The organism is Rhizobium sp. Leaf321, assembly GCF_001423215.1.
Taxonomy (GTDB): domain Bacteria; phylum Pseudomonadota; class Alphaproteobacteria; order Rhizobiales; family Rhizobiaceae; genus Neorhizobium; species Neorhizobium soli.
Window position 1 is genome coordinate 770,309 of the sequence record NZ_LMOF01000008.1, and the last position, 24,499, is coordinate 794,807.

General features: G+C 61.5%; 23 protein-coding genes. 14 read left to right on the top strand and 9 right to left on the bottom strand.

Annotated elements, in window-relative coordinates; genetic code table 11:
• Positions 1–16: 16 nt before the first annotated feature.
• The 3 genes from ASF70_RS20765 to ASF70_RS20775 all read right to left on the bottom strand — a co-directional run bounded on the left by ASF70_RS20765 (position 17) and on the right by ASF70_RS20775 (position 3,742).
• On the bottom strand, positions 17–1,012 hold the full coding sequence (locus tag ASF70_RS20765; RefSeq protein WP_062582449.1) for an MDR family oxidoreductase: 996 nt from the start codon (positions 1,010–1,012) through the stop codon (positions 17–19).
• A 123-nt stretch (positions 1,013–1,135) separates the two neighbouring features.
• Positions 1,136–3,082, bottom strand: a complete 1,947-nt coding sequence (locus tag ASF70_RS20770) for an AI-2E family transporter (protein ID WP_082471999.1) — start codon at positions 3,080–3,082, stop codon at positions 1,136–1,138.
• A gap of 195 nt (positions 3,083–3,277) precedes the next feature.
• Positions 3,278–3,742, bottom strand: coding sequence for a hypothetical protein (locus ASF70_RS20775; protein WP_139283775.1), 465 nt, complete (start codon positions 3,740–3,742; stop codon positions 3,278–3,280).
• Between the two features lie 406 nt (positions 3,743–4,148).
• On the opposite strand from ASF70_RS20775, the gene kdpF reads away from it, so the two are divergent.
• From kdpF to ASF70_RS20820, 10 genes are all read left to right on the top strand, one after another.
• Positions 4,149–4,238: a K(+)-transporting ATPase subunit F gene (gene kdpF, locus ASF70_RS20780; RefSeq protein WP_062460674.1), complete on the top strand. Its 90-nt coding sequence runs from the start codon at positions 4,149–4,151 to the stop codon at positions 4,236–4,238.
• Between the two features lie 33 nt (positions 4,239–4,271).
• Positions 4,272–5,975: a potassium-transporting ATPase subunit KdpA gene (gene kdpA, locus ASF70_RS20785; protein WP_062582453.1), complete on the top strand. Its 1,704-nt coding sequence runs from the start codon at positions 4,272–4,274 to the stop codon at positions 5,973–5,975.
• Between the two features lie 9 nt (positions 5,976–5,984).
• A complete protein-coding gene (locus ASF70_RS24455; protein WP_156461899.1) occupies positions 5,985–6,140 on the top strand; it encodes a hypothetical protein in 156 nt (51 codons plus the stop codon).
• A gap of 41 nt (positions 6,141–6,181) precedes the next feature.
• A complete protein-coding gene (gene kdpB / locus ASF70_RS20790; RefSeq protein WP_062582454.1) occupies positions 6,182–8,269 on the top strand; it encodes a potassium-transporting ATPase subunit KdpB in 2,088 nt (695 codons plus the stop codon).
• A gap of 12 nt (positions 8,270–8,281) precedes the next feature.
• Complete coding sequence (gene kdpC, locus ASF70_RS20795; RefSeq protein ID WP_062582456.1) at positions 8,282–8,848, top strand: potassium-transporting ATPase subunit KdpC; 567 nt, start codon at positions 8,282–8,284, stop codon at positions 8,846–8,848.
• 55 nt (positions 8,849–8,903) lie between these two features.
• Entirely contained in the window at positions 8,904–11,606 is a 2,703-nt protein-coding gene (locus ASF70_RS20800) for a sensor histidine kinase KdpD (protein ID WP_062582458.1), read from the top strand.
• On the top strand, positions 11,603–12,292 hold the full coding sequence (locus ASF70_RS20805; protein WP_062582460.1) for a response regulator transcription factor: 690 nt from the start codon (positions 11,603–11,605) through the stop codon (positions 12,290–12,292). The genes ASF70_RS20800 and ASF70_RS20805 overlap by 4 nt, the downstream gene beginning before the upstream one ends.
• A 75-nt stretch (positions 12,293–12,367) precedes the next feature.
• A complete protein-coding gene (locus ASF70_RS20810; protein ID WP_062582462.1) occupies positions 12,368–13,039 on the top strand; it encodes a DUF2161 family putative PD-(D/E)XK-type phosphodiesterase in 672 nt (223 codons plus the stop codon).
• Positions 13,040–13,246: 207 nt separating this feature from the next.
• Positions 13,247–14,065: a GGDEF domain-containing protein gene (locus tag ASF70_RS20815; RefSeq protein WP_062582464.1), complete on the top strand. Its 819-nt coding sequence runs from the start codon at positions 13,247–13,249 to the stop codon at positions 14,063–14,065.
• Positions 14,066–14,164: 99 nt separating this feature from the next.
• Positions 14,165–14,590 carry a plastocyanin/azurin family copper-binding protein gene (locus ASF70_RS20820; RefSeq protein WP_062582465.1) on the top strand — a complete coding sequence of 142 codons (426 nt, stop codon included), beginning with the start codon at positions 14,165–14,167 and terminating at the stop codon, positions 14,588–14,590.
• Between the two features lie 107 nt (positions 14,591–14,697).
• Here ASF70_RS20820 and hydA read toward each other — a convergent pair whose 3' ends face one another.
• The 5 genes from hydA to ASF70_RS20845 form a co-directional block, all read right to left on the bottom strand.
• A complete protein-coding gene (gene hydA / locus ASF70_RS20825) occupies positions 14,698–16,116 on the bottom strand; it encodes a dihydropyrimidinase (RefSeq protein ID WP_062582467.1) in 1,419 nt (472 codons plus the stop codon).
• A gap of 14 nt (positions 16,117–16,130) precedes the next feature.
• A complete protein-coding gene (locus tag ASF70_RS20830; RefSeq protein WP_062582469.1) occupies positions 16,131–17,399 on the bottom strand; it encodes a cysteine desulfurase-like protein in 1,269 nt (422 codons plus the stop codon).
• A gap of 28 nt (positions 17,400–17,427) precedes the next feature.
• Positions 17,428–18,177 (bottom strand): amino acid ABC transporter ATP-binding protein, encoded by a 750-nt coding sequence (locus tag ASF70_RS20835; protein WP_062460642.1) that lies wholly within the window; start codon positions 18,175–18,177, stop codon positions 17,428–17,430.
• The gene (locus tag ASF70_RS20840; protein ID WP_062582471.1) at positions 18,177–18,848 is read right to left on the bottom strand and encodes an amino acid ABC transporter permease; all 672 of its coding nucleotides are present in this window, start codon (positions 18,846–18,848) and stop codon (positions 18,177–18,179) included. The genes ASF70_RS20835 and ASF70_RS20840 overlap by 1 nt, the downstream gene beginning before the upstream one ends.
• 78 nt (positions 18,849–18,926) lie before the next feature.
• Positions 18,927–19,724 carry a transporter substrate-binding domain-containing protein gene (locus tag ASF70_RS20845; RefSeq protein WP_062582473.1) on the bottom strand — a complete coding sequence of 266 codons (798 nt, stop codon included), beginning with the start codon at positions 19,722–19,724 and terminating at the stop codon, positions 18,927–18,929.
• A gap of 155 nt (positions 19,725–19,879) precedes the next feature.
• Here ASF70_RS20845 and ASF70_RS20850 point away from each other — a divergent pair, with 155 nt between their 5' ends.
• Positions 19,880–20,590 carry an FCD domain-containing protein gene (locus ASF70_RS20850; RefSeq protein ID WP_062582475.1) on the top strand — a complete coding sequence of 237 codons (711 nt, stop codon included), beginning with the start codon at positions 19,880–19,882 and terminating at the stop codon, positions 20,588–20,590.
• A 156-nt stretch (positions 20,591–20,746) separates the two neighbouring features.
• Entirely contained in the window at positions 20,747–22,048 is a 1,302-nt protein-coding gene (locus tag ASF70_RS20855) for a sorbosone dehydrogenase family protein (RefSeq protein ID WP_062582477.1), read from the top strand.
• 99 nt (positions 22,049–22,147) lie between these two features.
• On the opposite strand, the gene ASF70_RS20860 is transcribed toward ASF70_RS20855, so the two are convergent.
• Positions 22,148–22,738 (bottom strand): TetR/AcrR family transcriptional regulator, encoded by a 591-nt coding sequence (locus tag ASF70_RS20860; RefSeq protein ID WP_062582479.1) that lies wholly within the window; start codon positions 22,736–22,738, stop codon positions 22,148–22,150.
• 74 nt (positions 22,739–22,812) lie between these two features.
• Between ASF70_RS20860 and bdcA the strand changes: the two genes are divergently transcribed.
• Positions 22,813–23,526: an SDR family oxidoreductase gene (gene bdcA / locus ASF70_RS20865; RefSeq protein ID WP_062582481.1), complete on the top strand. Its 714-nt coding sequence runs from the start codon at positions 22,813–22,815 to the stop codon at positions 23,524–23,526.
• Between the two features lie 165 nt (positions 23,527–23,691).
• Positions 23,692–24,492: an alpha/beta fold hydrolase gene (locus ASF70_RS20870; RefSeq protein ID WP_062460619.1), complete on the top strand. Its 801-nt coding sequence runs from the start codon at positions 23,692–23,694 to the stop codon at positions 24,490–24,492.
• Positions 24,493–24,499: the final 7 nt, after the last annotated feature.

A 24,499-nucleotide genomic window follows, 5' to 3' on the forward strand; every position in this document is an offset into this window, starting at 1 on the left:
CGGACGGTGCGCGGGGTTACCTCGTGACGTCGATCACGATCCGGCCGCGCACCTTGCCGGCGATGATCTCTTCTGCCAGTTGCGGCAGGTTGGACATCGGTTCCGTTCTGGTCATGGCGGCAAGCTTTCGGCTGTCGAGATCGCGGGCAAGGCGCGACCAGGCGGTGAGGCGCTGTTGGCGCGAGGCCATGACCGAATCGACCCCGATCAACGTGACGGCGCGCAGGATATGGGGAAGGACCGTCGCTGGCAGGTCGGGTCCGCCGGCAAGGCCGCAGGCTGCGATTGCGCAGCCCCGCATGGTCTGCGACAGGGCGTTGGCAAGCGTCGTCGAGCCGACGCTGTCGATGCCGCCGGTCCAGCGCTCCGTCTGCAGCGGGCCGCCCTTTTCGGCAAGCGTCGCGCGATCGATGAAGCTGGTGGCACCGAGCGAGGCCAGATAGTCGTGGGTTTCCGGACGCCCGGTCGAGGCTGTGACGACGTAGCCGCGCGCCGCCAGAAGCGCGATCGCCACCGAGCCGACGCCACCGGCGGCGCCGGTCACCAGGACTTCGCCCGCGCCGGGTTTGATCGAGCCCCATTTTTCAAGCGCGTCGACGCAGAGCGCCGCGGTATAGCCGGCCGTGCCGATTGCCATCGCCTGTTCCATCGTGAAGGCGTCGGGCAGCGGGATCAGCCATTCCGGTTTGACCCGCTGGTAGCGGGTATAGGCGCCCCATTCCGTTTCTGACAGGCCCCAGCCGTTCACGACCACCTTGTCGCCCGGCTTCCAATCCGGGGAGCGTGATTCGACCACGGTTCCGGCAAGATCGATGCCGCCGACCATCGGCATCCGGCGAGCGATCCGGCCTTTGCCGGTGATGGCCAGACCGTCCTTGTAGTTGACCGTCGAATAGGCAATCTCGACCAGAACGTCATTGTCAGGCAGATCGGCGACGGAGATTTCCCGGAAGGCGCCTTTCGGCTTGCCGTCAACGGTATCGATCACCATGGCGGTAAATGTCTCAGTCATGTCCATGCCTCCCGGGCTCTACAGGTCTTGACGAGTTGATCCTTGTCTATCCAGATTTCGATGCACTCAGGCGCGTCGGCATCGAGGACCCCACAGGTCAGGCATGCCTGCGGGTTGCTCCGATCACGCGACGAGCGGCGTGGTCTTGCGCTCACGCGGCCGGCCGATCCGCTTCGGCGCCTTGATCTCGACCGCCTGGGCGGTGGTCAGCGCGCCACGAACCGCATCGGAAATGGTGGTGACGACAAAGTCTGCATCGATGTCCTCTGTCGCAAGGGGGCTTTCCCGCTGACCGTCGACGCCGGTGATCATGATCCCCACCCGAACCGACGGCTTCTGTCGCTTGAACCGGCGGACGGCCTGGCGGGCGTGGGCTTTGGAGCCGCCATTGAGGAAGGCGATGAGAACCGTGTCGACATCGGTCAGGTTCATCAGGCTTACCGTCTTGCCGCTCACGGCCGTGTGGTCGGCCTGAGACACGGTGGCGCCCTGAATGGCGAGAACCTGCGACAACATGGCGGCCGCGGCATCGTCGATCGCGCCTCTGCCGCCGAGGCAGAGAACGGATTTCCCTTCGCCGCTGGGCAGGTCGATTTCACCGGTGATCTGCTCTGTGACAGCGGCTTCCCCTTCGGCCGGATCGTCTTCCGCTTCTTCCTCGATCGCGATCTCCGCCAGATTGCCGATCAGCGTCTGGGTGGTGGAGGCAAACAGGGCGATCTGGGCCTCGCTCATCACGCCGCGCTGCCGGTCCAGTTCACCCAGCCTGAGTGCAGGCAGTCCGACTTTTTCATAATAGTCGACGAGATACTCCTCCTCGAGAAAATCCTCCGCGTTGTCGGTCGCCTCGTTGGGATCGCCGGCAAGCAGCCTCTGGTAGAGTTTTTCCTGCGGCTGCAGAACCGGCTCGTTGCCGAGCAGCACGTCGAGAAAGCTGAACTGCGGGACGTAGCGACCGAGAACGACGAGACAGACGGTGAGGGGGGTCGACAGCATCAGTCCGACAGGCCCCCAGAGCCACGACCAGAAGATGGCCGAGACGATGATGGCGAGCGGCGAAAGGCCCGTATGGCTTCCATAGAGCCACGGTTCGACGACGTTGTTGCTGACGAGTTCGGTGACGATAAACAGTGCGGCGACCCAGGCAACCAGCGACCATCCGGGGGCAATCGCCAGTGCCAGAAACAGCGGCAGGATCATGCCGATGACCGGACCGATGTAAGGGACAAAGCGCAGGACGAGCGTCAACAGTCCCCACAGGATGGCGTTCGGGATGCCGAGCAGCCAGAGGCCGATCGAGATCGGCAAGGCATACAGCGCGTTGACGACCAACTGCATCAGCAGATATTTGCCGACGCGTTTTCCCGCGTCCTGAAGAGCCGCCGTTGTCCTGTGGAGATCGCCGAGGCCGACAAGGCGTATGAACCGGTCGCGCAGTTCCTCCCGCTCAAGCAGCATGAAAATCACGAGGACGATAACCAGACCCGCGGTTGCAAAGGGACTGATGAGTGGCAGAATGAAATTGCCGAGCGTTTCGATCGGGTTGGCGCGGGTTACGATCTCGACAGGCATCGGATCGCGACGCTTGATCTGTGGCGGCGCGTCTTCCTTGCTTTCTTCGGCGTTGTCCTGCAGTTCCGAGCCTATGCGCTCGACGACCTTACTGAGATGTTCGAAAACGCCGTTGCCGGAGCCCGCCTGGCTGAGAGAGTGCACCTTCGCGACGATGTTGCGCTGATAGGTCGGAATATTGTCCGCGAGATTGGCGACCTGTCCGGCCACGATGAAACCGAAGGCTGCAATGACAAAAAACGCGGTGGCGACGGCGAGGAGGACGGCGGCGATCCTCGGGACGTAGCGCTTGCGCAGGAAACTGACGATGGGTGCGAGCGTGAAGGTAAGAAGGAGTGCGAGCGCAAGCGGCACAAACACTTCCTGGCCGACATAGAGGATCACCGCCACGCCGATGAGAATAAGGATCGTTCGGCCCGAAAGGGTCGGCGCGCTCAGCCCGACAGGCTTGTTCGCGATCCCCGCCGCTGCGATAGCCCCTTTACTCATGTCGCTCATAGCCGTCCCCGATTGAATGCGCTGCTGCCAGAAGCCAGGCATGACAGTGTAAATGCGCTTGGAACAAAACTTATCGAGCGGTGACGCAAAAATAATTCGCGAGAGCCGTTTGCGGGTCACGCTGACGGGGAAAGTGAAAGCGTTCAAGCCAAGCAAAACCGCAAGTCGTTGCGGCACGGTTTGTCCCAGAAACGATTAGCTGGACGCAAATCGCGAGAGCGAGACCTCGGCCGACCATTCGAGGTCGCTGGGGTTGTAGTGGACGTCCCGTTCGGAAAACGACAGCGGATTGAGGCCGTAGCACTCGGTCCAGCTGCCGCCCGGTTCGATGATCTTGTCGCTTCGAAGCGTTGCCCTGTAGATCAGCGAGCTATGGCCCGCCTGGCGCGCACTCAGCGTGAAGGATGTCGCGAGCAGCTGTCTGTCCGCGTTGTTGGTGAAGGTGACGGAGACGGGCGCGCCGGGTGCCTTGCATGTCTCGCCTCCGGAGCTTGCGACCACGGCGACGGATTGGTTGGTCGGCACTTTCGAGTTGATCTGTCCCGACATCAGCCAGAGGCCGACATAAAGCACAGCCAGAACGGCCACCGCCACTATCCCCGCCCGTCGCGAGTACAGGTAGAGAACCACGACGGCTGCTGCGCCTATTACCCAAATCATCGCGCACCTGTCTTTTCCGGAGTGATATCAACTCCGTATATGTAAGGATTTGGAGGTTAAACCGCAACGGGAACTCCGCAAAGGCCAAGCCCTAAGCGGCCGACAGCAAGATACCGACACGCGAGCGTGCGGGCAAATTCCTATGCGGTTTATATTTCTTAGGCTTCTGGGCCATCTCGAATCCCTATGGGGTTCCGCCGCATATTGAGGACGAGACGGATCGTGATCGTCTCCAGCCGGAGAGAGAATGACGCGTTATCAGAACGACGCCCTTCCTGGCTGACACCACGAACAACCAGGATTCCAGAACAATGATGGACCTTATTCTCGTCGCGGCGACTGTTGGCTTCTTCGGTCTCTGCTCGGTCTATACCAGTGCCTGCGACAGGCTTTGAGGAGGGATGCCATGACCCTCGATTATATCCTCGGCGGCGGTGTGACCGTCTTCCTCGCCCTCTACCTCACCTATGCTCTCATTCGCCCCGAACGCTTCTGACCAAAGCTTCAGCTTGCCCGAAAGTCTCTACCCATGACCTTCAACGGATGGCTACAGATCCTCGTCTATTGCGGGATCCTCCTTCTGCTCGTCAAACCGCTCGGGGCCTATATGACCCTTGTGTTTTCCGGCGGGCGCACCTTTCTCTCCCCCGTGTTCGGTCCGATCGAACGCGGGCTTTACGCGCTGGCCGGCACCAGCGAGCGTGAAGAGCAGCATTGGACCGCCTACGCGTTTTCCGTGCTGATGTTCAATCTCGCCGGTTTCCTGCTGCTCTACGGTATCCTGCGCCTCCAGGACGTTCTGCCGATGAACCCGGCAGGTCTCGCATCGCCCGGACCGGAATTGTCGTTCAACACCGCCGTCAGCTTTGTCGCCAATACCAACTGGCAGAGTTATGGCGGCGAAAGCACCATGTCCTATTTCAGCCAGATGACTGGGCTCGCGGTGCAGAACTTTGCCTCGGCTGCGACAGGCATGGCGATCGCCATCGGCCTCATTCGCGCGTTTTCGCGGGCATCGGGCAAGGCGATCGGCAATTTCTGGGTCGATACGACCCGTGCCACGCTCTACATCCTCTTGCCGCTCTGCGTCTTGCTGACGCTCATCTATGTCTCGCTCGGCGTTCCCCAGACGTTTTCGGCCTATATCAATGCCACGACGCTTGAAGGCGTCCAGCAGACGATTGCGGTCGGCCCTGTCGCGTCGCAGCTTGCCATCAAGATGCTCGGCACGAATGGCGGCGGTTTCTTCAACGCCAACTCGGCGCATCCTTTCGAAAACCCCGACAGCATTTCCAACATGATCCAGATGCTGTCGATCTTTGCGATCGGTGCCGCCTTTACCAACGTGTTCGGCCGGATGGTCGGCAATCAGCGCCAGGGCTGGGCGATCCTCGCCTCGATGGGCATCCTGTTTCTGGCAGGCGTCACCGTTGTCTACTGGGCAGAAGCGTCCGGAAACCCGATCATGCATACGCTCGGCCTTTCGGGCGGCAACATGGAGGGCAAGGAAGTCCGCTTCGGCGTTGTCATGTCGTCGCTGTTTGCGGTCATCACCACGGCGGCCTCCTGCGGCGCGGTCAATGCCATGCACGGCTCGTTCACGGCACTCGGCGGACTTATCCCGCTCATCAACATGCAGCTTGGCGAAGTCATCGTCGGCGGTGTCGGCGCAGGCTTCTACGGCATCGTGCTGTTCATCATCGTCGCCGTCTTCGTGGCAGGTCTGATGGTTGGCCGCACGCCGGAATATCTGGGCAAGAAGATTGAGGGCAAGGACATGAAGATGGCTCTTCTCGCCATTCTCTGCCTGCCGCTCGCCATGCTGATCTTTACGGCTGTCGCCAGCGTGTTGCCGTCGGCGGTCGCCTCGATCGGGACTGCCGGTCCGCACGGCTTCTCCGAGATCCTCTATGCCTATACCTCGGCTGCCGCCAATAACGGCTCCGCCTTCGGGGGACTGTCCGCCAACACGCCCTGGTTCAACATCACGCTCGGCATCGGCATGCTGATGGGCCGCTTCCTGGTCATCATTCCGGCGCTGGCAATTGCCGGTTCGCTGGTCGCCAAGAAGACGGTTCCGGCGTCTGCCGGCACGTTCCCGACCGACGGCCCCCTGTTTGTCGGTCTGCTGGTCGGCACGATCATGATCGTCGGTGGCCTGACCTTCCTGCCGTCACTGGCGCTCGGTCCCGTCGTCGAGCACCTGATGATGATCGCCGGCCAAACGTTCTGAGGTCGCACCATGCGTAACCGTCAGACGCACCCCGCACAGTCACCTCCCGTCACGCCAAAGCGTGGCGGGATGGTCCCCCGCTGGTGGTGCGGATCGAACGCCATTCTCGTGATGATGACGGCAGTGCTCGCCATCGTCGCAACACTAGAAATCCTTCGTGGCTGACCTTTCCCCGGTCGCCTCCCTTTCCAAGGCTGGAGCCTCATATGAGCCAGGCAAAATCCGATAGCGCACCAAGATCCGCAAGTATCCTGGACAAGCGCATCCTCGTTCCGGCAATCGGCGGTGCTTTTACCAAGCTGAACCCGAAAACCCTCGTCAAAAACCCGGTCATGTTCGTCGTGGCCACGGTGTCTGTGCTGACCACCGTTCTGTTCCTGCGCGATCTTGCCGCCGGCAGCGACGACCTGGGCTTCTCCCTGCAGCTCAACATCTGGCTCTGGTTCACCGTCCTGTTCGCCAATTTCGCGGAAGCCGTTGCCGAAGGACGTGGCAAGGCGCAAGCAGAATCGCTGCGCAAGGCCCGCACGGAGGTCCAGGCGAAACTTCTCACCGGCAAAGAGCGGACCGACTACCAGATGGTCGCCGGCACCACTCTCAAGCTGAACGACATCGTTCTGGTTGAAGCCGGCGACATCATCCCCTCGGATGGGGAAGTGATCGAAGGCGTCGCCTCCGTCAACGAAGCAGCAATCACGGGCGAATCCGCCCCTGTGATCCGCGAATCCGGTGGTGACCGCTCGGCCGTCACAGGCGGCACGCAGGTCCTGTCCGACTGGATCCGCGTGCGCATCACGGCCGCTGCCGGCTCGACCTTTATCGACCGGATGATTTCGCTCGTCGAAGGCGCCGAACGTCAGAAGACCCCGAACGAGATCGCGCTCAACATCCTTCTCGCCGGCATGACGCTGATCTTCGTTCTGGCAACCGCGACCATTCCGACGTTCGCCTCCTATGCCGGCGGCTCCATTCCGGTCATCGTGCTGGTCGCGCTGTTCGTGACACTGATCCCGACGACGATCGGCGCGCTGTTGTCGGCGATCGGCATTGCCGGCATGGACCGCCTGGTGCGCTTCAACGTGCTCGCCATGTCCGGCCGCGCGGTTGAGGCTGCCGGCGATGTGGATACGCTTCTGCTCGACAAGACCGGCACGATCACGCTCGGCAACCGCCAGGCGACGTCCTTCCGTCCGGTCAAGGGCGTATCGGAACAGGATCTTGCCGATGCAGCCCAACTGGCCTCGCTTGCCGACGAAACGCCTGAGGGACGTTCCGTCGTCGTGCTTGCCAAGGAAAAATACGCCATCCGCAGCCGCGACATGGCGAGCCTCAAGGCAACCTTCGTTCCGTTCACGGCACAGACCCGCATGAGCGGTGTCGATCTGGACGGAGAGCAGATCCGCAAGGGTGCCGTCGATTCCATCCTTTCCTATATCCGCCAGAATGCCGTTGCCGGTGGGCCCGTCACGCAGGACGCCGTCCTGGTGGAATGCCAGGCGATCGCCGACGAGATCGCCAAGGCCGGCGGCACGCCGCTGGCCGTTGCCCGCGGCGGAAGGTTGCTGGGCGTCATCCAGCTCAAGGATATCGTCAAGGGCGGCATTCGCGAGCGGTTTGCCGAATTGCGCCGCATGGGCATCCGCACCGTGATGATCACCGGCGACAATCCGATGACTGCGGCAGCGATTGCGGCCGAGGCAGGGGTCGACGACTTCCTCGCCCAGGCAACGCCGGAAAACAAACTGTCGCTGATCCGCGAGGAGCAGGCCAAGGGCAAGCTGGTCGCCATGTGCGGCGACGGCACCAACGATGCGCCGGCGCTCGCCCAGGCCGATGTCGGCGTGGCGATGAATACCGGCACGGTAGCGGCCCGCGAAGCCGGCAACATGGTCGATCTCGACAGCGATCCGACCAAGCTCATCGAAATCGTCGAGATCGGCAAGCAGTTGCTGATGACCCGCGGCGCGCTGACGACGTTCTCGATCGCCAACGACATCGCCAAGTATTTTGCGATCATTCCGGCCATGTTCCTGGCCTTCTATCCGCAACTCGGCGTTCTCAACGTGATGGGACTGGCGACACCGCAAAGCGCCATCCTGTCGGCGATCATCTTCAACGCGCTGATCATCGTTGCCCTGATCCCGCTGTCGCTGCGCGGCGTCAAATACCGCGCCGTCGGCGCCGGTGCGCTGCTGTCGCGCAACCTTCTGATCTACGGCCTCGGCGGTATCATCCTTCCCTTCTTTGCCATCAAGGCGATCGACATGGTCATCACAACCATCGGTCTTGCCTAAGGAGCATTCGTCATGTTGAAACAGATCCGTCCGGCAATCGTCATGATCGTTGCCGTCACCGTCATCACCGGCCTCATCTATCCGTTTGCCATGACCGGCATCGCCCAGGCGATCTTCCCCGTCCAGGCGAATGGCAGCCTGATCGAACAGGATGGCAAGGTCGTCGGCTCCGCGCTGATCGGCCAGGCCTTCACCGGCGAGCAGTATTTCCATGGTCGCCCGTCGGCTGCAGGCGATGGCTATAACGCGGCCTCGTCGTCCGGTTCCAACCTCGGCCCGACCAGCCAGAAGCTGATCGACCGCGTGAAGGCCGACACGGAGGCTGCGAAAGCGACCAACCCGGGCGCGGATGTGCCGATCGACTTCGTCACCGCATCGGGCAGCGGTCTCGATCCGCATATCTCGCCGGAAGCGGCGCTGTTTCAGGTGCAGCGTGTTGCAAGGGCACGCAGCATGGATGAAGCCGCGGTTCGCGCCCTGGTCGAGCGTCATATCGAACAGCGAGAACTCGGCTTTCTGGGTGAGCCCGTGGTGAATGTGTTGGCGCTCAATATGGCGCTCGACGCCGAGAAGTCGTAGTTGAACGAGCGGCGGTCAGTTTGGCCGCCGCTCGTTTGCGGAACGAAAGACCTCCATGCCGGAAGCAAAACACGAAGGCGCTAGCAGACCATCACCGGACGCTCTTCTCGAGTACGCCCGGCAGGAGGGGCGTGGCCGGCTGAAGATCTTTCTCGGGGCCGCACCCGGCGTCGGCAAGACCTATGAAATGCTGATGTCCGGCCGCAGCCGAAAGGCCGACGGCATCGATGTGGCGATCGGCGTGGTCGAAACCCACGGGCGGAAAGAAACCGAAGCGCTGGTCGAGGGCTTCGAAATGATTCCCCGCCGCGTGTTGGACTATCGCGGCCAGCAGCTCGACGAGATGGATCTCGATGCGATCCTTGCCAGGAAGCCGCGGCTGGTGCTGGTCGATGAACTCGCCCATACCAACGCCCCCGGCAGCCGCCACCCGAAGCGATATCTCGATGTCCTCGAAATCCTTGCCAGTGGCATCGACGTCTTTTCGACGCTCAATATCCAGCATGTCGAGAGCCTGAACGACATCGTCGCGCAGATCACCCGTATCCGCGTTCGGGAAACGGTGCCGGACTCGGTGATCGACCGCGCCGACGATATCGAAATCATCGATATTACGCCGCAGGATCTGATCAAGCGTCTGCATGACGGCAAGGTCTATCTGCCGACGACCGCGCGCCGTGCGGTCGAGAATTATTTCTCTCCGGGCAACCTGACGGCGCTGCGCGAACTGGCGCTGCGTCGCACGGCGCAGCGGGTCGATGATCAGCTCCTCACTCACATGCAGGCGCATGCCATCGCGGGTCCCTGGGCTGCGGGCGAACGCATTCTCGTTTGCCTCGATCATGGCCGAAACGGTGCGGCACTGGTGCGCTACGCAAGACGGCAGGCAGACAGGCTGCGGGCACCCTTGACGGCGCTGCATCTGGAGACGCCCGGATCCGCCAATCTGGGCGAGGCCGACAAGGACCGGCTATCGGCTGCGATGCGGCTCGCCGAACAGCTCGGCGCCGAAACCGTGACACTGCCCGCCTCGCGGGTGTCGCGGGAGATCATCGCCTACGCCAATGCCAACAACTTCAATCACCTGATCATCGGCAAGTCCACCAAGCCGCGCTGGCGGGAGCTCTTGGATGGGTCGATCACCCACGATCTCATCCGCTATTCCGGTGCGATCAGCGTTCATGTGATGTCCGGCGGCAGCGAGGAGGCCGTATCTCCAGGTGTGCGGACAGCGCTGCCGGCGAAGAAGCTCAATCCGAAACATTACATCCGCGCATCGCTGTTCATGACGGCGGCCGTTGCGATCGGCACGCTGCTCGACCGGGCGCTCGACGTGCAGAACCTGGCGCTCGTCTTTCTGATGGGGGTGCTCGCTTCGGCAATCCGGGGAGGGTTGGGGCCGGGTCTCTATGCGTCCTTCATCGGCGCTCTCGCCTTCAATTTCTTCTTTCTCGAGCCGCGCTTCACGTTCACGATCCGAGATCCGGAAAGCGTCGTTGCGCTTCTCTCGTTTCTCGGAACCGCAGTTGTCGCAAGCAATCTGGCCGCGTCGGTTCAACGGCAGGCGATCGCTGCCCGGCAGAGAGCCCGCACGACCGAGGATCTCTACCTGTTCTCGAAGAAGCTTGCTGGAACCGGGACACTTGATGATGTGCTCTGGGCAACCGCGTTCCAGATCGCCTCCATGCTGAAGGTTCGGGTCGTCATTCTGTTGCCCGAGAACGACACCCTTGCCGTCCGGGCCGGCTATCCGCCTGATGACACGCTTGTCGATGCCGACATTGCGGCTGCGAAATGGACATGGGAACACAACCGTCCGGCCGGCCGCGCTGCCGATACCTTGCCTGGCGCCAAGCGGTTGTACCTGCCGTTGCGTACCGGGCGAGGGGCGATCGGCGTTGTCGGCCTCGACAACGACCGGCAGGGACCGTTGCTCACCCCGGACCAGCAGCGTCTGTTCGATGCGCTGGCCGATCAGGCGGCGCTCGCGATCGAGCGGATCCAGCTCGTCGCTGACGTCGACAAGGCAAAGCTTGCCGCCGAAACGGACAAACTGCGCACAGCACTGCTCACCTCGCTTTCGCATGACCTGAAGACGCCGCTTTCGGCGGTGCTGGGTTCCGCCAGCACGCTCAAGGATTTCGGGGCGAACCTGACCGATCACTCGCGAGACGAACTTCTGACCACCGTGATCGAAGAGTCCGAGCGGCTCAACCGGTTCATCGTCAACCTGCTCGACATGACGCGCATTGGATCAGGCGCCATGGAGCCAAACTTTGCGCTTCATTATGTCGGCGACATCGTCGGGACGGCCTTGAAGCGAGCACAGAAAATCACCGCGGATCACAAGCTGAAGGTGGCTATTCCATCCGAAATGCCGATGATCAGAAGCGATCCGGTCCTACTGGAGCAGGCACTCTTCAATCTCATCGACAATGCGGCCAAATATGCGCCAGAGGGCACAACGATCGAAGTTCTGGGCTGGTCAGATGCGAAATACGTCACCCTCGCCGTTCTGGACGAGGGGCCGGGTATACCCGATGCCGACCTGGAGCGGGTGTTCGACACTTTCTACCGGGTGCGCAAGATCGATCATGTCAAGGCCGGCACCGGCCTTGGACTGTCCATCAGCCGTGGTTTCATCGAAGCGATGGGCGGGCGTCTGACGGCCGGAAACAGACCAGCAGGTGAGGGAGCGATCTTTACGATCCGTATGCCAATTCCGGCCCAGCTGCAGATTGACGGAGACATGCGATGAACCAGGCCGCCACGAGAATTCTGGTCGTCGATGACGAGCCGCCGATCCGCAAGCTATTGCGGGTCGGGCTTTCGACGCAGGATTTCGTCATCATCGAAGCACCGAACGCGAGGACCGCAATGGAACTCGTGGCCGCCGACCAGCCCGACCTCGTTCTGCTGGATCTCGGCTTGCCTGACATGGCCGGGCACGACCTTCTGGCGAAATGGCGCGCCGAGGGGCTGACGCTACCGATCGTGATCCTGTCGAGCCGGACGGATGAGGAAGGGATCGTCAAGGCGCTGGAAATGGGTGCCGACGACTACCTCACCAAGCCGTTCAACATGAACGAACTGATTGCGCGGATCCGGGTTGCGTTGCGTCACCGGCTGCAGACCCAGGGCGAAAAGCCGATCTTCCAGACGGGTGATCTGAGTGTCGATCTCGTCCGGCGCGTGGTCAAGGTGAAGGGCGAGGAGGTAAAATTTTCGCGCAAGGAATACGACATCCTGCGGATCCTCGTGCAGCATGCGGGGCGCGTGCTGACCCACCGGTACCTCATCGACCAGGTCTGGGGGGAGGTCACCGACATCCAGTACCTGCGCATCTACGTGCGCCAGATCCGCCAGAAGATCGAGGAAATGCCCGACCAGCCGAGGTATATCTTGACCGAAACGGGCGTCGGTTACCGGCTGACCGAAAGCTGAAATCCGGCGGCGGGGTGATCTGGCCGGTTGATCGGTGTATGTCTGCAGCCTGATTCCCGACTGTGATGCGCATCCATGGAAACCTCCCTCTATCTACCAGTCAAATCCTTCCTCGAGACTGCAGGCTATGTGGTAAAGGGCGAAGTCGGCGGCTGTGATCTCGTCGGCCTGAGCGAGGGCGATCCCACGGTCGTCGTCATTTGCGAGCTCAAGCTGAGCTTCAATCTCGAGCTTATTCTCCAGGCGGTGGACAGGGCGGCAATCGCGGACGAGGTCTGGATCGCGGCAAAACTTTCGCTCAAGGGCAAGGGCCGCGAAACCGACAAGCGCTACCGCGACCTCTGCCGCCGGCTTGGCATCGGTATTCTCGGCGTTTCGGCCGGGGGCGAGGTCAGCGTCATCGTCGGGTCCGTGTCGCCGATGCCCCGGACCAATCCGAAACGACGCTCAAGGCTGATGCGCGAACACCAGAAGAGACGCGGCGATCCCGTGCTGGGCGGCAGTACGCGGGTTCCCGTCATGACCGCCTATCGCCAGCAGGCGCTTAGCTGCGCCGCCATGGTCTCCAACGGTCCGTCCCGCGTGCGCGATATCAGGGCGTTTGCCCCGGATGCCGGCAAGATCCTGCTTTCCAACGTGTATGGATGGTTCGAGCGGCTCGACAGAGGCGTCTACGGCCTCACCGACGCTGGCCGTGAGGCATTGAAGAGATGGCCTCAGACTGATCCCCGCCCTTCTGACGTTTGATTATGGGCAGGGGCTCCCACGATTACACCAATGTTCCATGGCTGCATCAATTTGACGAGGAAATACGAGAATTATTTGCGACACTTAATCGCAAATTAACTTGTGTTCGGATTCACGAAGTCTCAATGCGTTTGTAGTTCAGTGTGGCGAGCTGAAAGCCGTCAGGCGCGTCCGCGTGGTCGCTTCGAACAGTATTGGAATTATCGCATGCTTGCTTTGATCGACCGCTACATCAAGCAGGCCTGTGCGTCGGACCGGTTCGAGACGCGACGCAAAGTCCTCGCATTCGCATTGCTCATGACCGTTTGCGTCACAGTTGTTGCCGACATCCTCAACGTTGCGGCCCACTACACGCTTCATGCTCTGGGATGGCTGCCGTATGACGTCGCGCCCGCCGCAACGGTTGGGGTTATCATCTCGACTGTCGTTGCATCGGCGCTAACGTTTTCGATCGTCTATATCGTTGGTCTAGCAATTCATCACCTCACGATCTCCCGGGCGGCTTTCGAGCATTTGAGCCGGACGGACATGTTGTCGGGGCTGATGAATCGGCGAGCGTTCCTGGATGAGGTGACGCGCGCTCCCGCCGCATCTTCTCTCGTCCTGTTCGATATCGATAAGTTCAAGGCGATCAACGACCGCTTTGGCCACGATATCGGGGACCAGGCCATCATTGCAGTTGCGCGTCAGCTCGCCGAGATCTTTTCGCAAAGTCGTGCCGTTGCCCGGATCGGTGGTGAGGAGTTCGCAGTCCTCGTGTCAGCGCTTTCGCCGACGGAGCGTCTCTCGCTCGCGCACCGCTGCAGGGCCCTGATTGCTGCGCGGCCCATACAAGCGGGCAAAAGGCAGGTCGATATCACGGTGTCCGGTGGCGTTGCGGACCAGGAGGACTACCCTACGTTCGAGGATCTCTACAAGGCCTCCGACAAGGCGCTGTTCGTTGCCAAGGCGTCCGGGCGCAATTGTGTCGTTCACAGCAAAGACATCGCGGTCATTCTCGACGCGCATAAGGTGGCCACGATGTAACGGCCTGTCCGGTAGGCGGCGAGAACACGCTCCAATTCGTTCAGGCCGCTGTCAGCTTGCCGTCATACCCATCCGGTGATGACAACCGGAGGTAAACCCATGCTCACAATCCGAAACACCGCTATTGCACTTGCCCTTTTCGTTGCTGCAACGCCTGCACTGGCCGGCTCTATGGTCAAGGTTGTCGAGTCCGGCGAAGCGGGTGAGCCGATGACGTTGACGATGGATCAGACGACCGTTCCGGCAGGCGACACAACGTTTATGGTCCACAACGACGCGACGACCGAGGAGCACGAAATGGTGCTCGTCAAGTTGAAGTCGCCAGATCAGACACTTACCGTGGTCAAGGCCAAACATCGCGTCGATGAGAAGACGCTGAAAAGCCTTGGCGAAGTTGCCGATCTGAAGCCCGGTGCCGACGGCCAGTTGAAGGCCAAGCTCGTCCCCGGAACGTATATGCTCTTTTGCAACATCAAGGGCCATTACGAAGCCGGCATGCATGCGACCCTCACGGTGACGAAGTAATCACCGCTTGCTTGTGGGCTCCGCCGCCTCGTAGCGGCGGCCAAGTCACGATCGGACCGTCAGGCAGACGTGGTGGCCAGCGAAAGGCGTTGCAGCTGTGCAACGCCTCAGGTTGAACCGCGGCTCGATGTCAGAGACGAGCGGTTTCGCGGGAGATAGCGGCCGCGGCTTTTGGGCCCGGTCAGCTCTCCGTCCTTGACGATGGTCCTGCCGCCCAGCAGCATCTGCACCGGCCAGCCGCGGATATCGAGCCCTTCATAGGGCGTATAGTCCGCGCCGTGTTTCAGGAGGTCGTTCGTGACGGTGACGCGCTTGTCCGGATCCCAAAGCGCGATGTCTGCATCGGCGCCGATCGCGATCGTGCCCTTGCGGGGATAGAGACCGTAGAGTTTGGCATGATTGGTCGAAGTCACCGCAACGAACGTGTTGATGTCGATGCGCCCCTTCATGACGCCTTCGGAAAACAGGATCGGCAGACGGGTGGCGACGCCCGGTATGCCGTTCGGGATCCAGCGGAAATTGCGCTTGCCCTTCTCGTTGAGCTTGCCTTCGGGATCGTCGAAGCGGAAGGGGCAGTGGTCGGAGGAGAAGAGGTCGAAGACACCCTGTTCAAGTCCTTCCCAGCAGGCATCCTGGCTGGCCCTGTCGCGCGGCGGCGGGGAGCAGACGAATTTGGCGCCTTCCATCTCCGTCTGGTCGAGATCATCAGCCGTCAGCATCAGATATTGCGGGCAGGTTTCGCCGGCGATCTTCTGGCCGCGCTGGCGCGCGCGGCGGATCTCCTCCATCGCCTCGCGGTTGGAGACATGCACGATGACAACAGGCACATCGACGATTTCGGCGAGCGACAGCGCCCGGTGGGTGGCTTCGCGTTCAGCCGCGATCGGCCTGGTCGTGGCATGGAATTTCGGGGCGAACTTGCCTTCTTCCTCATGCCGGCCGATCAGGTAGCGGATCGCATCCTCGTTTTCGCAATGGACCATGACCAGCGCGCCGGTGCGCCGTGCGGTATCGAGCGTCGCCAGGATCTCGTCGTCGCGCAGCCGCAGACCCTCATAGGTCATGAACACCTTGAGCGAGGTATAGCCGTCCTCGACAAGCGCCGGCAGTTCCTGGCCGAGGACTTCAGGGGTCGGATCGGTGATGACAAGATGGAAGGCGACGTCGACATGGCATTTGCCTTCGGCCTTGGCGTGATAGATCTTCAGCGCCTCGCGCAGGCTCTGGCCCTTCTCCTGCATGCAGAAGGCCAGAACCGTGCTGTTGCCGCCGATCGCCGCCGACCGGGTGCCCGAGTCGAAGTCGTCTGCCATGACGATGCCGTCGCCGGACGGCTGGTCGAGATGGACATGGCTGTCGATACCACCCGGCAGGACGAACAGTCCTGTCGCGTCGATCACCTCATCGGCTTCGGTAAGCTCTGCCGCAAGGGCAGCAATGCGGCCGTCCTTGATGCCCACATCGCTCACGAACGTGTCGCTGGCGGTAACCACCGTGCCGTGTCTGATGACCGTATCGAAGCGCATGATCCGTTCCCTTCTTAAGCGGCGGCGACCGCGCGGCCAGCGTCGGTCGCGAGGATGCGGTCGAGCGCTGCGGTGAAGCGATCGATCTCTTCCAGCGTGTTGTAATGCACCATCGACACGCGAACCATGCCGCTGTGGTCGGTCAGCTCAAGATATTCGGCAAGCCGGCGCGAGTGGAAATCGCCGAAGCGAATGGCGATCTTGTCGCCGTCCATCGCCTTGCAGATTTCGCCGGCGTCGCGGCCATCGAAGCGGAAGGCGATCGTCGGGACCCTCGTGCTGCCGCTGTTCGTCGTCTGGCCGACGATGCGGCAGTCGTTGCGGGAGCGCAAGTAAGCGAGAAGGCGTTCCACCAGCAGGTTTTCCTGGGCCGTGATCGCTGCGAACGCTGCTTCGATCTTCTGGCGCACCGTGCCGGTCTCGCCGGCTTGTTCGCCGAGCGCCGTCAGGTAATCGACGATGCCGCAAGTCGAATAGGCAAGCTCGTAATTCGGGTTGCCCGGCTCCAGCTTGCCCGGCACTTTGTCCTTGCCGTAGAAGTAATGGTAGAGCGTATCGAGCTCGGCCAGCAGATCGTATTTGCCATACATCAGCGCGTAGTGCGGACCATAAGTCTTGTAGAGGCTGAAGACGTAGTAGTCGACATCCAGCGCCTGCACGTCGACGGCGCGGTGCGGGGCATAGGCCACGGCATCGACGCAGATCTTGGCGCCACGGGCATGCACGAAATCGGCGATCTCTCTGATCGGGTTGACCGATCCCAAAATGTTGGAAACGTGCGTGACGCAGACCAGCTTGGTGCGATCGCTCATCAGCGGAGCAAGGTCGGCGAGATCGAGCGTCAACGTGTCCTTGTTGAGCGGCCAGAACTTCAGCGTGATGCCGCGCTCCTGCAGCCGGTCCCAGGGACCGATATTGGATTCGTGATCGCTGACGGTGACGATGATCTCGTCGCCGGGCGAGAGCTGGCTCTGCATGGCGCGGGCAAGGTTTTGCAGCAGCTGAGTGGTGGAAGCGCCGAAGACGATTTCTTCCGGACGCGAGGCGTTGACCAGATGCATGGCCGCGGTGCGCGATTCGTAGAGTGCGGCGGCTGCCGCCTGCGATACCGCGTAGGAGCCGCCGATCTGGACGTTCTTCTCGATCAGGAACGTGTTGATGCGCTCAACCGCACCTTTGAGGATTTGCGATCCGCCGGCGTTGTCGAACAGCGTCCAGCCGCGCGCGAGGCCGGGAAACTGGCTGCGCACGTAGTCGAGATCGAGTGGAGAGGTGGTGTTCATCCCTGTGGTCCTGCGTTTGTTGTTCTTGTCAATGATTGAGCACGGCGCGCAGGAAACTGCGTGTCCGTTCTTCCCTAGGATTGTCGAAGATTTCGGCCGGCGTGCCCGCCTCGACAAGGCGTCCCGCATCCATGAAGATCACCCGGTCGGCGACCTGGCGGGCAAAGCCCATCTCGTGGGTGACGATGATCATGGTGACGCCGGTGCCGGCGAGCTTGCGCATCACATCCAGCACTTCGCCGACCATTTCGGGATCGAGCGACGAGGTCGGCTCGTCGAACAGCAGCACGCCAGGTTCCATGGCGAGCGCCCGGGCAATTGCCACGCGCTGCTGCTGGCCGCCGGAAAGCTGGCCCGGAAACTTTTCCGCCTGTTCGGAAATACCAACCCGCGCCAGCAATTCACGGGCTTTGCGCTCCGCGTCTTCTGGTGATGCCTTCCTGACGCGCATCGGTGCCAGCATGACGTTTCTCAGCACCGTCATATGCGGGAAGAGATTGAACGACTGGAATACCATGCCGACCTCGGCGCGCACTTTCGCAAGCGCCGGGCCCGGCGCGACGCGGGTGCCGTCGACGGTGATTGTGCTGTCGGGCGAAAACGCTTCGAGGTGGTTGATACAGCGGATCAGCGTCGATTTGCCGGAGCCGGAGGGGCCGATGATGCAGACCACTTCGCCTTCCGCCACATCGAGATCGATATCGTGGAGAACGGTGAATGTCCCATAGGCCTTATTCAGGCGGCGGATCGAAATGAGGGGGCCGGTTGTCTTCGCCATCAGCGTTTCCCCCGGCTGTAATGCTTTTCGAGACGTGCGACGACGGCCACCATCGGCCAGAGCAGCGCGATATAGATGAGAGCGGCCCCGATCAGCGGCGTCGGGTTGGCGTTGAGCGCCTGCGCCTGGGTTGCCTGCTTGAGAAGATCCGGCATGGCGACGACGGAGGCAAGCGCCGTGTCTTTCATGACGTTGATGCAATTGTTGGTGAGCGGCGGAATGACGATGCGGATCGCCTGCGGCAGGATGATATCCATCATCGTGTTGCGGCCCGACAGGCCAAGGGCAGCAGATGCCTCGAACTGCCCGCTCGGAATGGCCTCGATGCCGGCGCGAAAGATCTCGGCGGTATAGGCGGCCGAGACGAGCGACAGCGCGGTTACGGCCGACAGGAACGGCGACAGGCGGATGCCGACGAAGGGGAGGGCGTAGTAGACGACGATCAGCAGCACCAGCAGCGGTATCGAGCGAAAAATGTCGATATAGATGCGGATCAGGACCTGAAAGAATGCCGGCGCATAAAGCCGTGCCACCGCCAGAAACAGTCCGCCCGCGAGGCCGACCAGAATGCTGGTGATGCCGATCTGCAGCGTGACGACCAGACCCCAGAGCAGCTGCGGCAGGCTGTTCAGAAAGACCGGTATGTTGAAGAATGTATTGAGAAGGTTCATGCCGGATCGGCTCCCTTGGCAAGCCGACGGAGCGTTTTGCGCTCCGCCGGATGCAATTCAAGCGTGCTCGGGTGAGCCTTACTTGGCCTTCGGCATGTCGAGAACGGCGACGGTCGAGGTCGTGTCTTCGGCCTTGGCACCGAACCATGTCTGGTGCAGCTTGGCGATAAAGCCTTCGCCCTTCAGCGTGGTGATGACGGCGTTGACTTCGGTTGCGAGCGGATCGCCCTTGTTGAACATGATCGAGTATTTCTCGCCGGTCGGGATGCGCTCGACGACCTTCAGTTCCGGCTTGTCCTTGGCGTAGTAGAGCAAGGCCGGAATGTCGGAGATGTAGCCATCGACGCGGCCGGCAACGAGATCGAGCATGGCCGGCTGCAGGCCTTCGAAGCGGCGGATTTCGCCGAGCTTGTATTCGCCCTTGTGGCTGTCTGCCCACATGTCGCCGGTCGAGCCGGTATCGACGCCGACGACCTTGCCGCTCATGCCCTTGAGGCCGGTAATGCCGGAAGCGGCCGTAACGGTCAGCGACTGGTCGCTGTCGTAATAGGGCTGGGCGAAGGACACCGACTGCAGGCGCTTCTCGGTGATGGTGATGGACGACACCGCCATGTTGATGCGGCCCGACTGGACCGCCGGGAACAGGCCGTTGAACGGCGTGTTGACGAATTCGACGGTCTTGCCGAGGCGCTTGGCGATTTCGTTGACCAGATCGATCTCGAAACCCGTCACCTTACCGCTGGCGTCTTCGAATTCCCAGGGCACATTGCCGATATTGGCGCCGACGGTAAGATCGGCAGCGTGAACGCCGATTGCGCCAAGCGCTGTAAACAGGCCGGCGAGAACGGTGGTTTTGATGCGTGACGCATGTAGCATTGAAGAACCCCTTGTTTTTATGATGAGACGCAATCTATGTTGGTCTAACTGGTCAGACCAGTCCGACCAAACAAGCACGGCACTTTGGGCTTTGCAAGATAGCTCGGGGAAAATATATCTGACAGGCCGTAGGGGCCCAGCTGTAATAGGTTCGCATGCTCAACAAAACGCTCGTTCCGCAGTCGGTGGCCCGCGAAATCCAGACCATGATCCAGGCCGGCCAGTTGAATCCCGGCGAAAAAATCCCGTCGCAGCGTGAGTTTTCGCAAAAGTTCGGGATCAGCCGGGCATCGTTGCGCGAGGCGCTTCTGACCCTGGAAACGCTGGGCCTTTTGAAGACCGAAGCCGGTCGCGGCACGTTCGTGACGGCGGGTTCGAGCTCGGCCTCGGACGGAGGCATGAGCCAGTCGGGTCACATGGCGCCATGGCGTTACTCCGACAGCTATTCTGTGTTCGACGTGTTCCAGACACGCATCCTTTTGGAAGGCGAGATCGCGCGTCTCTCCGCGGGGCGCCTGTCGCAGGCGCAACTCGAGAAGATGGAACTGGCGACGCAGACGATGGAGGATTGCTGGGCCCGCCAGGACCTGCTCGCCAACGTCGAGGCGGATCTCGATTTCCACGGCACGATCGTTTCGGCCTGCGCCAATACCATGCTGAAGGCGCTCTACCAGACGGTGCGCGATCAGGTCACCGAAACCCAGCGGCAACCGATCCCGATGACGGATCCCGAGCGCATGCGACAGTCGATCGCCGAGCACCGGCGCATCATTGCGGCCCTGAGATCGAATGATGCGGCGTTGGCGAAGAGCGAAATGGAAACGCATATTCGCAACACCGCGCGCTGTGCAGGCCTTCAGCCATAGGCTGAAGGCGGCCGCATCCGGTGGCCGAAGGGTCACCCGGGCGGCAACCCGAGTGGTGGTGGATGCTCTGATAAATTGTGCCTTTGCCCTCTAGTGTCTGTTGCATAAAGGCTTTAGCGTTCTGCTTTTCGGATTCCTCAATGTCAGAGTTCCCCCATGACTGAGCCTTCTCTGTTTGCCCGCGTCGTCGCCTTTATCGGCCAGGGCGCTGTTCTTATTCGTCATTCGGGGGATGGCCCGCGACAGCCGGTGTTTGGCACGACGCCGGCCATTCCGGCCGCAAAGCCGCAGGGCAAGATCCCGACGCTGAAGATGCCAACAGCCAAGGGCTGGGAGGGCGATCACAAGCCGACGGCAGCGGCGGGGCTCAAGGTCAATGCATTCGCACGCGGGCTCGTGCATCCGCGCAACATGCATGTTCTGCCGAATGGCGATGTGCTGGTGGCGGAATCGATGGGCGAGCGCGGCAATCCGCGCAGTCTCTTCGACCATGCCATGTCGGCGACGATGCAGCGGGCGCGCGCTTCCGGCGACAGCCCCAACCGTGTGACGCTGCTGCGCGACGCCGATGGCGACGGCGTGGCCGAGCAAAGTTTCGCCTATATCGAAAACGTGCGCCAGCCCTATGGTATCGCGCTTGTCGGTGACACGCTCTATGTGGGAGCGAGCGATGCGCTTCTGGCCTATCCCTACGAGGCCGGCGCGACGAAGATTACCGCGCAGCCGAAGAAGCTGATGGATCTGGTGCCTGGCGGACACTGGACGCGCAACCTGATCGTCAGCAAGGACGGCACCAAGCTTTTTGTCGCCGTCGGATCGCTCAGCAATATTGCCGACGAAGGCATGGGCGTGGAAGAAAATCGCGCCTGCATTCACGAATACGACCTTCAGACGGGCCAGTCGCGCATCTTTGCCGGTGGTCTTCGCAATCCCGTCGGCATGGCGTTCGAGCCTGAAGGCGGCATGCTGTGGACGGTTGTCAACGAACGCGACGGCCTGGGTGACGAGACGCCGCCGGATTATCTGACATCGGTTCGCGACGGCGGGTTCTACGGCTGGCCCTACTGCTACTGGAACCGGGTCGTGGACGACCGGGTTCCGCAGGATGCGGCCAAGGTGGCATCCGCGCAGCAGCCCGATTATGCGCTGGGCGGCCATACGGCGTCGCTCGGGCTTTGCTGGTTGCCGGCGGGAACGCTGCCGGGCTTTCCGGCGGGGATGGCGATCGGCCAGCACGGATCATGGAACCGATCCAAGCTTTCCGGCTACAAGCTCGCCTTCGTCGCTTTCGAGAACGGCAAGCCCGTGGGAATGCCGCGCGAAATCCTCACCGACTTTCTGTCGAAGGACGAAAAGCATTCCTTCGGCCGTCCCGTCGGGGTGGCACTTGCCGCCGACGGTGCCGTGCTGATGGCGGACGATGTGGGCGATGTCATCTGGCGCGTCACCGGCGCTTGATAGCGCTACGTAGATCATTTGAGTTGATTGCTGCGTGCCACCCGATGGGTGCGCAGCAACCGCGTTCCGTCGCTGCAGGCCCGACCGCAGCGGCGATGATCAATCCGCAAGCTCTTGCGTCAGGATCCGTCCGGCAAGGCGGGCAATGGCCATGAGGCGGTCCAGTTCCAATCCGCTGCGGGCCTTGGCGGAGAGGCCGATCATTGTGGTCGAGACGAAATCCGTCACGCTTTCTGCCTTATCCGGATGACGGGCTGCGATATAGCCACGGATCACATCCTCCGCTGCTGCCTGCAATGCACGGGTCGCCGCGCGTGCCTCCGGATCATCGCAATGGGTTCCCTCCAGAACGAGACAGCCAGCGGTAGCCGGGTCGGCCGCATAGCGCCGGCAGGCGTCTTCCAGCACGGCCGCAAGGCATTCGGCAACCGGGCGGTCGGGCCTCAGGATATCAGCAAGCGGAATCGCCGCCGTTAGCGAGTAGCGTTCAAGAACGCGCGCGTAGAGCCCGGCCTTGTTGCCGAAGGCGGCATAGAAGCTCGGCGGATTGATACCGAGTGCCTGCGTGACATCGGCAACCCCCACGGCATCATAGCCGCGCGCATGGAACAGCTTTTGCGCAATCTCCACACCTTGGTCGGCATCAAAACGACGTGGGCGACCGCGGGTACGCGGAATATCTGTAGTCATTATTACAAAATACCTTGACGATGAACCCTTATGATTTATGTAGCAGACATTACTGTATTTCTCAAGGATCTCAGATGACGACTTTTCAGGGAAAATCCGTTCTGGTTCTCGGCGGTAGCCGGGGGATCGGCGCCGCCATCGTGCGGCGGTTTGCAAACGACGGTGCCAACGTGACCTTCACCTATGCCGGCTCTCGCGCGGCGGCGGATGAGCTGGCGGCAGAGACCAAGACTACGGCTGTTCAGACCGACAGCTCCAGCCGCGATGCTGTGATTGCCCGGGTGCGAGAAAGCGGCCCGCTGGACGTGCTGGTGGTCAATGCCGGAATTGCTGTCTTCGGCGATGCGCTTGAACAGGATCCGGACGCGATCGACCGTCTTTTCCAGATCAATATCCATGCGCCCTATCACGCCTCGGTCGAAGCGGCGCGTCAGATGCCGGACGGCGGGCGGATCATCGTCATCGGTTCCGTCAATGGTGACCGGATGCCTGTTCCGGGCATGGCCTCCTATGCGGTGAGCAAGTCTGCCCTGCAGGGACTGGCCCGCGGGCTGGCGCGCGATTTCGGGCCACGCGGCATCACCATCAACGTCGTTCAGCCGGGGCCGATCGATACGGATGCCAATCCGGAAAACGGACCGATGAAAGACCTGATGCACAGCTTCATGGCGATCAAGCGCCACGGTCGTCCGGAAGAGGTTGCCGGAATGGTCGCCTGGCTGGCCGGCCCGGAGGCGGGGTTCGTGACCGGGGCAATGCACACGATCGACGGGGCGTTCGGAGCGTAATCCCGGCATACCCCATCCGTGGCGACATCGCATAAGGCCAGTCGCACGACTGGCCTTACAGCTCTGGACTCAGCAATCTGCGATCTGCTTGCCCAAGTCTTTCAGCGCGTGGGAACAACGGCGCGGGTTTTCGGTTCCTCTCTCTCAGAAAAGAGAGGATTATCGATGACGCAGATCGTTTTCGTGCATGGCATGTTTCAAAATCCCAAAAGCTGGGACAACTGGGTTCGCTACTTCAGCGACAAAGGCTACGACTGCAGCGCCCCGGCATGGCCTCTCCACGATGGCGATCCGAAGGCATTGCGCGACAACCCGCCAGCCGGGCTCGGTGAGCTGAGCCTCGATGCCATCTATGCATCCATCAAATCGGCGGTCGCAGGCCTCGATAAGCCTGTCGTCATCGGTCACTCTGTCGGAGGTCTCATCGCGCAGAAGCTGCTCGCGGATGGCCACGTCTCGGGTGCAGTGGCGATCTCGTCGGTTGCGCCGAATGCCATGCTCGATTTCGACTGGGGCTTCATCAAGAACAGCGCCATCATCACCAATCCGCTGAAGGGCGACGAGCCGGTCTACATGGATGCAAAGACGTTTCATGGCTCCTTCGCCAACACGCTGTCGGAAGAGCAGGCGGCTGTCGAGTTCGAGAAGACGGCGACCCACGACAGCCGCAACGTTCTGCGCGACTGCATGGGATCGTCTGGCAAGATCGATCTCAGCCGCCCGCATGAACCTCTGCTTCTGGTTGCCGGCGAGAAGGATGAAATCATTCCGGCCGATCTCAACGAGAAGAATTTCAAGGCCTACGAGAATACGGGCAGCGTGACCGACTTCCGCGAGTTTCCCAACCGTGGCCACTACATTTGCGGCGAACCCGGCTGGGAAGAGGTCGCCGCCTATATCGACGGCTGGCTTCAGCAGAACCGGTTCGACGTCGACAACCGTATCTATGCTCCAAGCGCGATCTGAGGGACAA

Coding starts and splice junctions, on each gene's coding strand:
- ASF70_RS20810 (WP_062582462.1), top strand. CDS start 12,368: ATGGAAACCTCCCTCTATCTACCAGTCAAATCCTTCCTCGAGACTGCA.
- kdpA (WP_062582453.1), top strand. CDS start 4,272: ATGACCTTCAACGGATGGCTACAGATCCTCGTCTATTGCGGGATCCTC.
- ASF70_RS24455 (WP_156461899.1), top strand. CDS start 5,985: ATGCGTAACCGTCAGACGCACCCCGCACAGTCACCTCCCGTCACGCCA.
- hydA (WP_062582467.1), bottom strand. CDS start 16,116: ATGCGCTTCGATACGGTCATCAGACACGGCACGGTGGTTACCGCCAGC.
- ASF70_RS20840 (WP_062582471.1), bottom strand. CDS start 18,848: ATGAACCTTCTCAATACATTCTTCAACATACCGGTCTTTCTGAACAGC.
- ASF70_RS20800 (WP_062582458.1), top strand. CDS start 8,904: ATGCCGGAAGCAAAACACGAAGGCGCTAGCAGACCATCACCGGACGCT.
- kdpF (WP_062460674.1), top strand. CDS start 4,149: ATGACCCTCGATTATATCCTCGGCGGCGGTGTGACCGTCTTCCTCGCC.
- kdpB (WP_062582454.1), top strand. CDS start 6,182: ATGAGCCAGGCAAAATCCGATAGCGCACCAAGATCCGCAAGTATCCTG.
- ASF70_RS20830 (WP_062582469.1), bottom strand. CDS start 17,399: ATGAACACCACCTCTCCACTCGATCTCGACTACGTGCGCAGCCAGTTT.
- ASF70_RS20765 (WP_062582449.1), bottom strand. CDS start 1,012: ATGACTGAGACATTTACCGCCATGGTGATCGATACCGTTGACGGCAAG.
- ASF70_RS20850 (WP_062582475.1), top strand. CDS start 19,880: ATGCTCAACAAAACGCTCGTTCCGCAGTCGGTGGCCCGCGAAATCCAG.
- ASF70_RS20860 (WP_062582479.1), bottom strand. CDS start 22,738: ATGACTACAGATATTCCGCGTACCCGCGGTCGCCCACGTCGTTTTGAT.
- ASF70_RS20775 (WP_139283775.1), bottom strand. CDS start 3,742: ATGATTTGGGTAATAGGCGCAGCAGCCGTCGTGGTTCTCTACCTGTAC.
- ASF70_RS20815 (WP_062582464.1), top strand. CDS start 13,247: ATGCTTGCTTTGATCGACCGCTACATCAAGCAGGCCTGTGCGTCGGAC.
- ASF70_RS20820 (WP_062582465.1), top strand. CDS start 14,165: ATGCTCACAATCCGAAACACCGCTATTGCACTTGCCCTTTTCGTTGCT.
- ASF70_RS20835 (WP_062460642.1), bottom strand. CDS start 18,177: ATGGCGAAGACAACCGGCCCCCTCATTTCGATCCGCCGCCTGAATAAG.
- ASF70_RS20770 (WP_082471999.1), bottom strand. CDS start 3,082: ATGAGCGACATGAGTAAAGGGGCTATCGCAGCGGCGGGGATCGCGAAC.
- ASF70_RS20805 (WP_062582460.1), top strand. CDS start 11,603: ATGAACCAGGCCGCCACGAGAATTCTGGTCGTCGATGACGAGCCGCCG.
- ASF70_RS20845 (WP_062582473.1), bottom strand. CDS start 19,724: ATGCTACATGCGTCACGCATCAAAACCACCGTTCTCGCCGGCCTGTTT.
- ASF70_RS20855 (WP_062582477.1), top strand. CDS start 20,747: ATGACTGAGCCTTCTCTGTTTGCCCGCGTCGTCGCCTTTATCGGCCAG.
- kdpC (WP_062582456.1), top strand. CDS start 8,282: ATGTTGAAACAGATCCGTCCGGCAATCGTCATGATCGTTGCCGTCACC.
- ASF70_RS20870 (WP_062460619.1), top strand. CDS start 23,692: ATGACGCAGATCGTTTTCGTGCATGGCATGTTTCAAAATCCCAAAAGC.
- bdcA (WP_062582481.1), top strand. CDS start 22,813: ATGACGACTTTTCAGGGAAAATCCGTTCTGGTTCTCGGCGGTAGCCGG.